Here is a 13968-nt window from a genome sequence, read left to right on the forward strand (position 1 = left end):
CTTCCCCGGTCGCCAGCATTCCTGTCTGCCCAGAGACTCCTACGCTGCGTATCAATATCACTACTTTGGGTGGCGTCCGCCCCTGCCGACCAGCCCGGAGGAAAGATGCCATCGGAGCCGACGGAGACGCGGCTGAGCCTCGACACGAGGGCCGCCCGAACCCTGGCCACCACCACCAAGACCGTCCCGCAGATGCAGGCCATCAGCTCGCGCTGGCTGCTGCGCATGCTGCCCTGGGTGGACGTGCGCGGCGGTACGTACCGGGTGAACCGCCGGCTGTCGCATCGCATCGGGCGCGGCCGGGTGGCCGTGGCCCATGACGGGGCCGACGACGTGCGGATCGTGCCGGAGACGCTGACGGAGATCCCGGCACTGCGCGGCTTCGGCGACGCGGGCGTGCTGGCGGAGATCGCCTCGGCGTTCACCGTCCGCGAGGTGCAGCCGGGTGAGATCGTCGCCGAGGCGGGCCGCCCGGTGACGCAGACCTGCGTGATCGCCTACGGCCGGCTGGAACGCCTGGGCACCGGCCCGTACGGCGCCCGCCAGTTCCTCGGCATCATCGCCGGCGGCGACCAGTTCGGCGACGAGGCGCTGACCGAGGACGAGCCGCGCTGGCCGTGCACCTACCGCGCGGCGACGGCCTGCACGGTGCTGGTCGCCCCTCGCTGGGAGCTGCGCCGCATCGCCGACCGCTCCCCCGCGCTGCGCGACCACCTGGCCCGCTACCTGGAGATCCTGCGCAGGCCCGCCAACCGCAGGGGTGAGGCGGCGGTGGAGATCGCGGCCGGCCACAGCGGCGAGCCTGCCATCTCGGGCACGTTCGTCGACTACGACCTGCACCCGCGCGAGTACGAGCTGAGCGTCGCCCAGACCATCCTGCGCGTGCACACCCGGGTGGCCGACCTGTACAACCATCCGATGAACCAGCTCGAGCAGCAGCTCCGCCTGACCATCCACGAGCTGCGCGAGCGCGAGGAGTGGGAGCTGCTCAACAACCGCGAGTTCGGGCTGCTCCACAACACCGACTACGACCAGCGCATCTACACCTGGTCGGGCCCGCCGACGCCGGACGACCTCGACGAGCTGATCAGCATGCGCCGCAAGACCAAGCTGCTGCTCGCCCATCCGAAGGCGATCGCGGCGTTCTTCCGCGAGTGCAACAAGCGGGGGCTGGTGGTGGGCAGCACCGACGTCAACGGTCACGAGGTGCCGGCCTGGCGGGGCATCCCCATCTTCCCCTGCGGCAAGATCCCCATCTCGAAGTCGCGTACGACGTCGATCCTGGCCCTGCGGACCGGCGAGGAGGACCAGGGCGTGGTGGGCCTCTACCAGACGGGCATCCCCGAGGAGTACGAGCCGGGGCTGAACGTGCGGTTCATGGGGATCGACGAGCGGGCCATCATCTCGTACCTGGTCAGCGCGTACTTCTCGGTGGCGATCCTCGTGCCGGACGCGGTCGGGATCTTGGAGGACGTCGACATCGCCGCGCCCCGCTCGTGACCCGCCGGGCCCCAAGAGATCCCCTGACCGACCGGACCCCGAGAGGACCCGCGGCCGGTCAGACCCCAGGAGAGCCCGCGACCGGTCCGGTCCCAAGAGGCCCCGTGACCGGCCCGACACCCGGAGATCCCCTGACCGGCCGAACCCAGCCCGAGGAAGAGGCGTGACATGCCGGAAATATCTCCCCACGACGCTGCGGTGGCGCGGCTGCTGGCCGGACCTGCCGGGCTGGGCGCGTCCTCGTCGAGCCCGCGGGCCGCGCTGCTGCCGCACCGGCGCGCGTACGAGGAGGGGGACGGTCACGAGCCCGCCGCTCCGCCGATCTCCGGCCCGCGCGGGTACGACCTGACGCCGCTGCCCTACCAGGAGCGCGAGTGGGGCACCGGGACGTACCCGCCACTGTACTGCCCCGAGACCGTGCGCGTGGACGACGCGCTCGGCGCGGAGGTGGACCGGCGGCTGGTGGCGTGGGCCGGGCGCATCGGCCTGCACGAGGGGAGGATGGAGGAGTTCGCGGCCACCGGGTTCGGCCGGCTGGCCATGCTCGCGCACCCCGACACCGACGATCCCGACCGCCTGCTGGTCGCCGCCCAGATGAACGCCGCCTGGTGGGCCGCCGACGACTACTACGCCGACGAGACCGACCTCGGCGCCACCCCGACCGAGCTGCCGCCCCGGCTGGCGCTGGTGACGTCCGCGATGGACCCGCCGCCCGACGCGGGCCGCTACACCGAGCAGCTCGAGGCGGCGATCGCCGCCGATCCGGTGCTGGTGGCGCTGCGCTCGGCGCTCAGCCACGTCGCCCGCCACGCCACCGACTCCCAGATCATGCGGGTGCGCAACATCACGAGCCAGATGTACGTGAGCTGGGCCGCGTACGCCGCCTGGCGCTACCTGGAGGCTCCGCCGCCCGTCTGGCGCTACCTCGCCGCCCGCCAGCACGACAGCTTCTACACCTCGATGACCCTCATCGACCTGGTCGGCGGCTACCGGCTGCCCGCCGAGCTGTTCGGCGAGCCGCGCTTCCACACCGCGCTCATGCAGGCGGGCACCGCGAGCGTGCTCGTCAACGACCTGCACTCGGCGGCCAAGGAGGCGGCCGACGAGCTGCCCGACTCCAACGTCATCCTGCTCATGGCCGCCGAGGACGGCTGCTCGGCCCGCGAGGCCACCGAGCGTGCCGTTCACCTGCACAACCACTTCGTCCGCGGGTTCGAGCAGAGCCGGCAGGCGTTGTCCGCGATCCCCTCCCCCGAGCTCAAGCGGTTCCTGCGGGGCGCGCAGGCGTGGATGGCCGGGTGCCTCGAATGGCACGGCAGCTCCAGCCGCTACCAGTCCTGACCGCCCGTTCATGACCGGCTTGCCAGAGCCGCCGTGTCCCGTCCTTGTCCGCGCCGCCGTCCCGATCTCCAACACCGAGAAGGAGCCCGCTGATGACCATGACGCCGCCCGCCGCCCCCGTACTGACCAGCCGCTACCAGCAGTCGGTCGCCGACTATTGGAACACCGAGGAGAACCCGGTCAACCTGCGCCTCGGCGAGGTGGACGGCCTCTACCACCATCACTACGGGATCGGTGAGGTGGACTGGTCGGTGCTGGAGGGCCCGGCCGCGACCCGGGAGAGCCGGGTGGTCAAGGAGCTGCACCGGCTGGAGACCGCCCAGGCCGAGACGCTGATGGCGCACCTCGGGCCACCGCGCCCCGAGTATCGCGTGCTCGACGCCGGGTGCGGCAGGGGCGGCTCCAGCCTCCTCGCCCACCTGCGGTTCGGCTGCGAGGTGGACGGCGTATCGATCTCCGAATCGCAGGTGGCCTTCGCCAACCGGCAGGCCGAGGAGCGCGGCGTCGCCGACAGGGTGCGCTTCCACTTCCGCAACATGCTCGACACGGGCTTCCCGACCGGCGCCTTCCACGCCGCCTGGAACAACGAGAGCACCATGTACGTCGAACTGTCGCTGCTGTTCGCCGAGCACGCCAGGCTGCTGGCGCGCGGCGGCCGGTACGTCTGCATCACCGGCTGCTACAACGACGCCTACGGTCTGCCCTCCCGGGCCATCAGCCAGATCAACGCCCACTACATCTGCGACATCCATCCTCGCAGCACGTACTTCAAGGAGATGGCGGCCAACCGGCTCGTCCCGGTCAGCGTCATCGACCTCACCGCGGCCACCATCCCCTACTGGGAGCTGCGGGCCAGGACGCACCTGGCCACGGGGATCGAGAACGCGTTCCTGGAGGCGTACAAGAGCGGCAGCTTCCAGTACCTGCTGATCGCCGCGGACCGCGTGTGATCACTGCGGCTGATCACGACGGCCGGTCACGGCGACTGATCACGGTATCTGCTCTCGGGGCTGATCACGGTATCTGATCTCGGGGCCGATCACGGGGGCGTCGCACGTGCTGCGCGCCGCGCGCCACCGGCGCGCAGCACGTGCGTCCAGCACAGCAGCAGCGCCGCCACCACGCAGACGGCGGTGAACCACAGCGGCGACACGGGGCGTCCGCCGCCTCGAACCTCCTGAACCGGAACCGTGCCGACAAGCCGTCCCGAACGGCGAGCATCGCCACCACGGCCACGCCCACCAGCCCGGTGGCGGCGAGTACGGCCGGCGCTGCTTGCAGCACATGCGTGCGGCCCTGCCACAGGACCGCCGCCAGCACCACGACGGCCAGTCCCCCGAGCCCGATGGCGGCCTCGTACGCCTGCCACAGCAGCGCCAGCGGCTCACCTCCCACCGGACGCGACCTCGCCCCGGACCCGGCCTTACCGCCATCAGGCGCGGCCTCCCCGTCAGGCGCGGTCTTCCCTTCGGGCGCGCGGCCCCACCGCCGTACTCGGCCTCACCGCTGAGTGCGGCCTTGTCGCCGGGTGTGGCTCCACGCCGGGACGGCTTCACCTCCAAGTGCGGCCTGGCCACCGCTACAGAGCGGTCTTGAGGAACGTTTCGATCGTCTCGGCGAAGCGGGACGGATCGTCGCGCCAGGGGAAGTGCCCGGCAGCGGGCAGGACGGCCTGCTCGGCGCCCGGCAGCAGCGCGGCGAGCCGGGAGGCGGCAACAGGCGGCGTGTTGACGTCGACCTCGCCTGCCAGGACGAACACGGGCATGCGCAGCGCAGCCATCGCCTTCCTGGTGGCGGGAGGATCGTACGCGGAACTGAAAACGGCGGCGGCCTCGTCGTTGCGTGCGGCGGCCTGGGACACCTGGTGGCGCCGGGTCTCGTGGTCCCAGCGGCCGTGGAAGAAGGGGTCGATGACGTCCCAGTCGGTGCCGGTGCCGGCGACGATGGCTTCGAACGCCGCGTACGCCTGCGGAAACCACGGCTCGGCGGCGCGCAGGCGGGCGACCTCGAGGCGTTCCTGGCCGGTGACCTCGATGCCGGCGGCCAGAGGGCTGGGGGTGACGAGGACGAGGGCGGCGACGCGGGCGGGGTGGCGGGTGGCGTACATGAGGGCGAGGTTGGTGCCCGCCGAGTGGCCGAGCAGGGTCAGGCGGTCGAGCCCGAGGTGGGCGCGCAGGGCTTCGACGTCGTCCACGAGCCGGTCGCACCGGTACGTCTCGGGGTCGTCGGGCGTGGCCGAATCGCCCGTGCCGCGCGGGTCGAGCTTGACGAGCCTCCGGTGCGCGGACAGGCCGCCGAGGTCTTCGAGGTAGCCGGAGTGCTGCATCGGCCCGCCCGGCAGGCAGATGAGCGGGCTGCCTGAGCCGGACTCGTGGTAGGCGAGGGTGGTGCCGTCGAAGGCGGAGAAAGCGGGCATGACGGAGAGCCTGACAGCGCCACACCACCCAAGGCAATCCGATATCGCCCCTCCACGAGGCATCCGACTCCGCCTCGGCCAAGGCATGGACTCGTCCCCCGCTTCCCGCCCGCCGACCTCGGCTTCGGCCGGCTGGGATCGGAGGAGCGGCTGCCATTGCGTGCTGGACGAGCGCCGGGACGCAGCGCTGCCGGCGCTCGGTGCCGGCTTGGGTCCACGCCTGGAGGCCGCTCGACGCGCTGCTGGACGGTGAAAGGCCGCGCTACGTGCTGCGCCGCGACGGCTTGTCCGTACGGACGCGGCACGGTCTGGCTCCCCCGCCGCCCGATCATGAGCTGATCCGGGCGTGAACAAGCTTTTGCCGTGCGCTGGCACAGGCTAGGGCTCTATCGGCGGACGTACGGGAAGGTTCGAGGTCGGACCGGCTCAAAACCACCGCACCGGGAGATGATCGTGCCACCCAAAGGCAGTAAAGCGTCCAAGAAAGCGAGCAGCCAGCCGTGGCTGCACGTGGACGGCACCGAGATCCAGGAATTCGGCACAGTGCGGATGTGGCCGCTGGCCCTGTCCGAGGAGGCCCGCCACTACTCCTGCGGGCGGCTGAACCAGATCCTGGCCGACACGCAGATCCTGTACGCCCTGTACAAGAAGCATCACTGGCTGATGCGCGGCCCCACCTTCTACCAGCTGCACCTGCTGCTCGACAAGCACGCCAAGGAGCAGCTGGAGCTGATCGACGAGATCGCGGAGCGGGTGCAGACGCTGGGCGGCATCGCGGTCGGCGACCCGCGGCACGTCGCCGAGATCACCGTGGTCCCGCGTCCGCCGAACGGCGCCGAGGAGGTGCCGGCGATGCTCTCGCGCCTGGTCGAGGCGCACGAGACCATCCTGCTCGCGGCGCGGGACGCGGCTTCGCGCGCCGCCGAGCTGGGTGACGACGGCACCAACGACCTGCTGGTCTCCGAGGTGATCAGGACCGGCGAGATGCAGGTCTGGTTCCTGGTCGAGCACCTCGTGGACACGCCGCTGGTCGAGACGCCGAGCGAGGGGGAGACCCGGGTTCCGCGCAAGACGACGAGCCGTACGGGCAAGTGAGGCGGGCCCGGCTCATCGCGGTGAGCCGGGCAGGCTTCATCTGCGGAAGCGGCTCCTAGCCGCGGCCGTAGCGGTCCTCGGCGCGCCAGAAGTACCAGGAGCCGATGACGAGCGCGAGGACCGCCCAGGCCAGGCACGCCGCCCACACCATCGGCGGCGGCGTGTGGCTGCCGATGAGGATGTCGCGCATCCACTCGATGTACGAGGCCGCCGGGTTGAGGTACATCACGGTCGCCACCCATTCGGGCAGCCCGGCGCTGTTGACCACCTTGTCGTGGATGGCGAAGAACACGCCTGAGGCGTACAACCAGGTGCGCATGATGAACGGCAGGAGCTGGTTGAGGTCGCGCACCTGGGAGCCGAGCCGGGCGAGGACGAGTCCGGCCCCGATGTTGAACAGCGTCTGCAGCACCAGCACGACGGGGATCATCAGCCAGAACCAGGTGGGCGGCTCACCGGTGATCACCACGATGACCAGCAGCACGCTCATGGAGACGGCGAGCTGCTGCAGCTCCTGGATCGTGTACGCGAGGGGCAGCGAGGCGCGCGGGAAGTGCAGGGCGCGGATGAGCGACAGGTTCCCGGAGATCGACTTGGCGCCCGCGGTGGCCGTGCGCTGCGTGTAGGTGAAGACGAACATCCCGGTGAGCAGGAACGCCGGATAGTTCTCCACCCCGGCTCTGCCGCCCAGGATGAGACCGAACATCACGTAGTAGATGGCGGCGTTCAGCAGCGGGGTGATGACCTGCCAGAGCTGGCCGAGCGCTGAGCCCGAGTACTTCGAGACGTTACGTGATATGGCGTAGGTGAGGATGAAGTGCCGCCGCTGCCAGAGCTGGCGCAGGTAGACGGGGAACGGCGGCCGCGCGATGGCGGGGCGCAGGCCGTAGCGGCGGGCCAGCTCGGCCAGCGAGCCCGGCGCGGATTCTGCCGTTTCTTCCACGTGACTCATGAACACCTCGAAGCGTCGCGCTGGTCGTTCGCCTGTCGATCATCTCTCGCGTCGGGGCCGCCGGTCCCGTCTGAGTCCGGTGCGTCGCGGATTCGAGTGATTTCGACCGCCAGGTTAGACGTGACCGGCGGTCGGCTGTCTTCCCGGCCTCAGCCGCCCTGAGCTCAGGCGTCCAGCGCTCAGGGTGCCAGGGGTCAGGCGGTCAGGGATCAGGCAACCAAGGCTCAGGCGGCCAGAGCTCAGGCGGTCAGATAGGGGCGGAGTGCCTGGTCGATGGCCTCGGCCATCGCGGCGGGCAGCGGCCCGTCTCCGGTGAGCCCCCACAGGATGAGCGCGCCGTTGTAGGCCACGTGGACGGCCTTGGCGAGCGCGGCGGCGTCGGTGCCCGTGGCCAGCTCGCCGCCGGTGACGGCGGCGTCGAGCAGGGCGGCGATCTCGTCGCGTACGCGGCGGGCGTGCTCGGCGGCGTGTGCGCGGAACTCGGGGTCGGTGAGGTCGAGCTGCAAGAAGCCGAGGCTGCCCGCGAGGTCCTCCGGCGTGGCCACGCCTTCCGACAGGTGGATCAGCGCGGCGCGGAGCGCTTCCAGCGGCGAGCCGTGCTCCTGCCTGGCCTGTTCGAACGGACGCCCGGCCGTGTCGGCGGCGTGCGCGGCGAGCGCGAGCAGCAGTCCCCGCTTGGAGCCGAACCGCTGGACGAGCGTGGCGGGGGCGAGCCCGGCCTCGCTCGCGGCGGCGGCGAGCGTGAGGCCCTGGGGGCCGTGCCTGCCGAGCGCGCGGGCGGTGGCCTGGAGGATCGCCTCGTCGCTGGTCGTGCGGGGCCTGCCCATGGTGGTGCCTCCGGGGAAAACGCGTTACCGAATGTGCGTTCACTTACTATCGCACGTCCGGTACGGCCGGGTGCCGGGCCACCGCGTCAGGCCGATTCCCGGTCACCGCACCAGGCCGGCCCCGGTCACCGCGGCAGGGTCACCCGGTCACTCCGGCAGGGTCACCCCGGTCACCGCGAACCGTTCGACCTCGGCGACGTGGCCGCCGGTCGAGGCGACGACGGTCAGCGTACGTCCGTGATCCGGCTTGAAGGACAGCGTGGCCGACCAGGGCGCCTTCTCGCCGCCCGCGGCCACGCAGCAGCGCTCGCCGAGCGGAGCGTCGGCGCCGGGGCGCAGGACGCGCAGCCTGATGCTCTCGTCCACGCCGGTGATGCGGCCGCCGACGGTCAGCGGCGACGTGACGGAGGCCCCGTACGCGGGCGTGGTGAGCGAGAGCGTGGTGTCGTCGGTGCCGACCACCTCCCAGGGTGCCTGGTCGCCGGAGCCGTACCGCATGAGGTGGACCACGGCCGCCACCATCGGCTCGGACCCCTCCCCCTTCAGCCCGACGTGGACGCGGGCGTGCTCGCCGTCCACGACCGTCTTGACGACCTGGTCGATCTCGGTGAAGCCGAGGAAGTCGCGGGAGAAGGCGATGGCGGTCTCGGCGGGGTCGAGGTGCCACGGCTGGTGCCCGTCCGCCTGGTAGGCGCGCTGCCAGGCGGCGACCTCGTCGGGGCCGGAGAACGGCCACAGCGGCTGGTAGCGGCCGGCGATGAGCAGGCGGGTGGAGGCCGAGGCGCCGGACTTCTGCGGGGCCGGCGAGGGCTTGCCCGAGGTGGGCACGGGAACGGTGGCCGACGGCGCGGGTGTGCCCGAGGCGGGCACCGGCGCGGTGGCGGACGGCGTGGGCTCGCCGCCCGGGCCAACCCTGGCGGTGGCCTGCCCGCCGGAGGCGCCTGCGCAGCCCGCCGCGCCGAGGGTGATCGCGGCCAGCAGGGGCAGCACGCGCCGGGTGATCGCTTCCATGCGGTACCTCCTGCTCAAGGGCCGTCTGATGAGGTAGACGTACCCGGGGCGGTGGTGGTTCGCGTCCGCGGCCTGCGAAGGTCCCGCCAGGTGAGGTCCAAGGTCCATGGCTGAGGCGGGCCTGCGCGGGTAGCGTCCCGGCATGACCACCTTCGACCTGACCGGCCTGCGGGCCGTCGTCTTCGACACCGACGGCGTGGTCACCGACACCGCCCGGGTGCACGCGGCGGCGTGGAAGCACGTGTTCGACGGCTTCCTGCGCGGCCGCTCCGCGCCGTTCGACGTGCCCGGCGACTACCTGGCTTACGTGGACGGGCGGCCGCGGCTCGACGGCGTGCGCACGTTCCTGGCCTCGCGCGGCATCTCGCTGCCCGAGGGCGGGCCGGACGACGAGCCGGGCGCGCCGACCGTGCACGGGCTCGGCCGGGCCAAGGACGAGCTGTTCGTCAGCGAGATCGAACAGCATGGCGTGGCCGCGTTCCCCTCGACGGTCGAGCTGCTGCACGACCTGCGGCGGCGCGGCTGCCGCACCGCGGTGGTGTCGGCGAGCAGGCACTGCCGGGCGATGGTGGCGTCCGCGGGCGTGCTGCACCTGTTCGACGTGCTGGTGGACGGCACGGACGCGGCCAGGCTCGGCGCGCCGGGCAAGCCGGATCCGGCGCTGTTCCTGGAGGCCGCGCGGCGGCTCGGCCTGCCGCCCCTGGCGGTGGGCGTGGTCGAGGACGCGGTGCCGGGCGTCGAGGCGGCCCGCAGGGGCGGGTTCGGGCGGATCGTCGCGGTGGACAGGACGGGTACGCGGGCCGCCGCGCTGCTCGCCGCCGGGGCCGACGCGGTGGTGTCCGACCTGGCGGAGGCCGACGTCGCGGGGCGGGTGCCGGTGGGCCGGCGATGAGCGCCTGGACGCTGACGTACGAGGGGTTCGACCCCGAGAGCGAGGGGCTGCGCGAGGCGCTGTGCACGCTGGGCAACGGCCGCTTCGCCACGCGCGGCGCGACGCCCGACGGCGAGCCGCGCACGCCGGGCACGTATCTGGCGGGGTGTTACGACAGGATCGACTCGCTCGTGGCCGGACACAGCGTCACCAACGAGGACATGGTCAACCTGCCCGACTGGCTGCCGCTGTGGTTCGCCACGCCCGGCGGCGACTGGTTCCGGCCGCAGACGGCCGATCTCCTGCTCTACCGGCACGAGCTGGACATGCGGCGCGGCGTGCTGCTGCGGGAGCTGCGCTGGCGCGACGATGACGGCCGCGTCACCCTCGTACGCCAGCGCCGCCTGGTGTCGATGGACGACCCGTACCTCGCGGCGCAGGAGAACACGTTCACCGCCGAGAACTGGTCGGGACCGCTGCGGGTGCGGGCCGCCCTGGAGGGACGGGTCGCCAACGAGGGCGTGGCCCGCTACCGCGACCTGCGCGGCGACCACCTGACCTGCCACGAGACCGGCTCTGAGGACCACCTCGCCTGGCTGACGGCCGTCACCCGCTCGTCGCGGATCACCGTGGCGCTGGCCGCCAGGATCGACGCCGAGACGGGCCCGCCGGCGCGGCCGGTGCTCGCGCGCGACCACATCGGCTCCGACCACGTCCTGGATCTGCCGGAGGGGCGGCCGGTCCGGCTGGTCAAGACCGTGGCGCTGACGTCGTCGCGCGACCACGCCTGCCACGACCCCCGCTCGTCGGCGCTGCGGCACGTGCGCAGGGCGCCGTTCTTCCCCGAGCTGCTGGCCCGCCACATGGCCGCGTGGCGGCGGCTGTGGAGCCGGGCCAAGGTCGACGTGGACGGCCCCGAACTGTCGCGGCTCGTCCACGTGAACATCTTCCACTTGCTGCAGACGCTCTCCCCGCACACCGCCGACCTCGACGCCGGGGTGCCCGCGCGCGGGCTGCACGGGGAGGCGTACCGGGGGCACGTGTTCTGGGACGAGCTGTTCGTGCAGCCCTGGCTCGGCCTGCGCCTCCCCGAGGTGTCCGAAGGGCTGCTGCGCTACCGGTGGCGGCGGCTGCCCGAGGCCAGGGACGCCGCCCGGCAGTCCGGGCTCGACGGCGCCATGTTCCCCTGGCAGAGCGGCAGCGACGGCCGCGAGGAGACCCAGACCCTGCACCTCAACCCCAGCTCGGGCCGCTGGCTGCCCGACCACTCGCGATTGCAGCGGCACGTCGGCCTGGCCGTCGCCTACAACGTGTGGCAGCACTACCTGGCCACCGGCTCGATGCCGCCCTGGTGCGCCGAGCTGCTGCTGGAGATCACCAGGTTCTTCGCCTCGCTCGCCACCGAGGTGGACGGCCGCTACGAGATCCGCGGCGTCATGGGGCCCGACGAGTACCACGAGTTCTGCCCGGGCGCCAAGCGGCCAGGACTGGACAACAACGCCTACACCAACGTGATGACCGCCTGGCTGATGCACCGCGCCCAGGAGACCACCGTCATCTGCCCCGACATCGTGCTGCGCCCCGGGGAGCTCGCCCGCTGGGAGGACGTCGGCGGCCGGCTGCGGGTCGACTTCCACGACGGCGTCATCAGCCAGTTCACCGGCTACGCCGGCCTCGACGAGCTGGACTGGAGCCGCTACCGGGGCGTGCGCCGGCTGGACCGGGCGCTGGAGGCCGAAGGCGACGACGTCAACCGCTACAAGGCGTCCAAACAGGCCGACACGCTGATGCTCTGCTACCTGCTGACCGCCGACGAGCTGACCGGGCTGCTCCAGCACCTCGGCTACCAGGTGGACGACGGCCTCATCCCCCGCACGATCGCGTACTACCTGAGGCGCACCAGCCACGGCTCCACGCTCAGCGCCGTCGTGCACGCCTGGGCGCTGGCCCGTCTCGACAGGGAACGGTCGTGGGAGTTCTTCATCGAGGCGCTGCAGAGCGACCTCAATGACGTCCAGGGCGGCACCACCGCGGAAGGCATCCACCTGGGCGCCATGGGCGGCACCCTCGACCTGCTGCAACGTTGCTACCTCGGGCTGGAGCCGCACCGCGACGGGCTGTACCTCGACCCGCTGCTGCCCGGCCGGCTCGGCCAGGTGTCCATGCCCGTCTGCTACCGGGGCCGGCGGCTGTTCATCGACGCCGACCACCACGAGGCACGCGTGAACGGGACCGCGTGCCGCACCTTCACGCTAGGAGACGCCATCATGTCCGGCACCGGCGACCTCGGACGACGCATCATCCACCACCGCGAACGCCTCGGCCTGACCCGCGAGCAGGTCGCCGAGCGCGCCGGCATGTCGCCGGGGTATCTCGAATACCTCGAAGAGCACGCCGACACGCCCGACGGCGGCGTGCTCTACCGGCTCGCCGACGCGCTGCAGACCACGGTGGACGAGCTGCTCGGCGGCGGGCAGGACCGGCCGCCCGGGCGCGGCCCCGCCACCGCGCACCCGACCCTGGAGACGCTGGACGAGGCCGAGTCGCTGCGGCTCATCGCGCCCGGCGGCATCGGGCGGGTCGCGTTCAACGGCTCGCACGGGCCGACCGTGCTGCCCGTCAACTACAAGCTGCACGACGGGGCCATCGTCTTCCGCACCGCCACGGGCGGGCCCATGGACCAGGACCTGCGTACGGGGCTCGAAGGCGTGGACATCGTCATCGCGTTCCAGATCGACCACATCGACGAGGCCGCCAGGGAGGGGTGGAGCGTGCTGATCCAGGGGCCGGCGCACCACATGCCGCCTGAGGACACGCCCGAGCTGGCCCGTACGGGCGTCACGCCGTGGGCGGGCGGCGACCGGCCGCTCTACATCCGCATCACGCCCCAGCACGTCACCGGCCGCCGCATCCACGGCATCTGACGCCGCGTCCCGCTCCCGAGGAAGATCAGGAGGTGGGGCGGCGGAGGGTGCCGATGACGGCGGTGGCGTCGAACTCTTCCGACGTGGCGACCCTGGCGAGCAGGCCCGCCGCCGACACCGCCGCGGCCGTGGCCGCCGCCTGGTCGCGGCTCGTCTCCACGAGCAGGCGCCCGCCGGGGGCCAGCCAGGAGGGGGCGCCGTCGATCACCCGGCGTACGACGTCCAGCCCGTCCGCGCCGCCGTCCAGGGCGGAGCGGGGCTCGTGCAGCCGGGCCTCAGGGGGCAGGAGGGCGAGGGATTCCGAGGGGACGTACGGCGGGCTGGCGATGAGGATGTCCACCCGGCCGCGCAGTGACGGGGGCAGGGGGTCGTACAGGTCGCCCTGGTAGACGCACGCGCCGGGCAGGTTGCGGCGGGCGCAGCGCACGGCGGCGGGGTCGAGATCGGCCGCGTGCAGCTCCACCCGCCCGGTCGGCCCCTCCACCGTGCCCGCGAGGGCGGCGGTGATGGCGGCGCCCATCGCGCCGGTGCCGCAGCACATGTCGAGGATCACCGGCCTGCCCGGCACCTCGCGGGCCAGGGCGACGGCGCGTCCGATGAGGAACTCGGTACGGGGACGGGGGACGAACACGCCCGGCTCGACGTGGATGCGCAGCCCGCAGAACGACGCCCACCCGAGGACGTGTTCCAGGGGCTCGCCCGCGACCCGGCGTTCGAGCATGGCGGCGAGTGCCGCGCCGGTGGCGGCGGTGGAGACGAGCAGCGCGGCTTCGTCCTCGGCGAAGACGCATCCCGCGGCACGCAGCCTGGCGACGATGCGTTCGTTCGGGAGGGACGAGGAGGAGACTGGCATGGGAGCCTTTCGGGATGCCGTCGGGCGCTCCCGCGGTCACCTAGTCCCGGTGGGCCGCACGGTCGCTGGAAGGGAGCACCCGGCCTGACACGGCGGTGATGGGTCTCACCTCCCCGGGACGAACCCGGAGATCTAACGATCACGTCTGCGGACGTCACAGTACCAGAGCGCTTCTGGC

11 protein-coding genes are annotated in these 13968 nt (G+C 72.3%); 6 read left to right on the top strand and 5 right to left on the bottom strand.

Features of this window, described 5'->3' with window-relative positions:
• Positions 1-105 precede the first annotated feature (105 nt).
• The 3 genes from WBK31_RS17835 (at position 106) to WBK31_RS17845 (ending at position 3791) form a co-directional block, all read left to right on the top strand.
• On the top strand, positions 106-1500 hold the full coding sequence (locus WBK31_RS17835; RefSeq protein WP_406675260.1) for a family 2B encapsulin nanocompartment shell protein: 1395 nt from the start codon (positions 106-108) through the stop codon (positions 1498-1500).
• Positions 1501-1668: 168 nt separating this feature from the next.
• Positions 1669-2841 carry a family 2 encapsulin nanocompartment cargo protein terpene cyclase gene (locus WBK31_RS17840; RefSeq protein WP_364052489.1) on the top strand — a complete coding sequence of 391 codons (1173 nt, stop codon included), beginning with the start codon at positions 1669-1671 and terminating at the stop codon, positions 2839-2841.
• 92 nt (positions 2842-2933) lie between these two features.
• Positions 2934-3791, top strand: a complete 858-nt coding sequence (locus WBK31_RS17845; protein WP_406675261.1) for a geranyl diphosphate 2-C-methyltransferase — start codon at positions 2934-2936, stop codon at positions 3789-3791.
• Positions 3792-4420: 629 nt separating this feature from the next.
• Here WBK31_RS17845 and WBK31_RS17850 read toward each other — a convergent pair.
• Positions 4421-5257 carry an alpha/beta fold hydrolase gene (locus WBK31_RS17850; protein WP_406675262.1) on the bottom strand — a complete coding sequence of 279 codons (837 nt, stop codon included), beginning with the start codon at positions 5255-5257 and terminating at the stop codon, positions 4421-4423.
• A 453-nt stretch (positions 5258-5710) separates the two neighbouring features.
• Here WBK31_RS17850 and WBK31_RS17855 point away from each other — a divergent pair, with 453 nt between their 5' ends.
• Positions 5711-6352, top strand: coding sequence for a Dps family protein (locus WBK31_RS17855; RefSeq protein ID WP_378788485.1), 642 nt, complete (start codon positions 5711-5713; stop codon positions 6350-6352).
• Between the two features lie 55 nt (positions 6353-6407).
• Here the strand turns inward: WBK31_RS17855 and WBK31_RS17860 are convergent, their stop codons facing one another.
• From WBK31_RS17860 to WBK31_RS17870, 3 genes are all read right to left on the bottom strand, one after another.
• Positions 6408-7304, bottom strand: a complete 897-nt coding sequence (locus WBK31_RS17860) for an ABC transporter permease (protein ID WP_406675263.1) — start codon at positions 7302-7304, stop codon at positions 6408-6410.
• Positions 7305-7543: 239 nt separating this feature from the next.
• The gene (locus WBK31_RS17865) at positions 7544-8131 is read right to left on the bottom strand and encodes a TetR family transcriptional regulator (RefSeq protein ID WP_364052504.1); all 588 of its coding nucleotides are present in this window, start codon (positions 8129-8131) and stop codon (positions 7544-7546) included.
• Positions 8132-8278: 147 nt separating this feature from the next.
• Positions 8279-9142 carry a hypothetical protein gene (locus WBK31_RS17870; RefSeq protein ID WP_378788481.1) on the bottom strand — a complete coding sequence of 288 codons (864 nt, stop codon included), beginning with the start codon at positions 9140-9142 and terminating at the stop codon, positions 8279-8281.
• 142 nt (positions 9143-9284) lie between these two features.
• Here WBK31_RS17870 and WBK31_RS17875 point away from each other — a divergent pair, with 142 nt between their 5' ends.
• Complete coding sequence (locus WBK31_RS17875; RefSeq protein WP_364052510.1) at positions 9285-10034, top strand: HAD-IA family hydrolase; 750 nt, start codon at positions 9285-9287, stop codon at positions 10032-10034.
• Positions 10031-12937 (top strand): pyridoxamine 5'-phosphate oxidase family protein, encoded by a 2907-nt coding sequence (locus tag WBK31_RS17880; RefSeq protein WP_364052513.1) that lies wholly within the window; start codon positions 10031-10033, stop codon positions 12935-12937. The genes WBK31_RS17875 and WBK31_RS17880 overlap by 4 nt, the downstream gene beginning before the upstream one ends.
• A gap of 25 nt (positions 12938-12962) precedes the next feature.
• On the opposite strand, the gene WBK31_RS17885 is transcribed toward WBK31_RS17880, so the two are convergent.
• Positions 12963-13790, bottom strand: a complete 828-nt coding sequence (locus WBK31_RS17885) for a putative protein N(5)-glutamine methyltransferase (RefSeq protein ID WP_406675264.1) — start codon at positions 13788-13790, stop codon at positions 12963-12965.
• Positions 13791-13968 lie beyond the last annotated feature (178 nt).

The organism is Nonomuraea sp. N2-4H (genome assembly GCF_045291505.1).
In the GTDB taxonomy this organism is placed as follows: Bacteria; Actinomycetota; Actinomycetes; order Streptosporangiales; family Streptosporangiaceae; genus Nonomuraea; species Nonomuraea fastidiosa.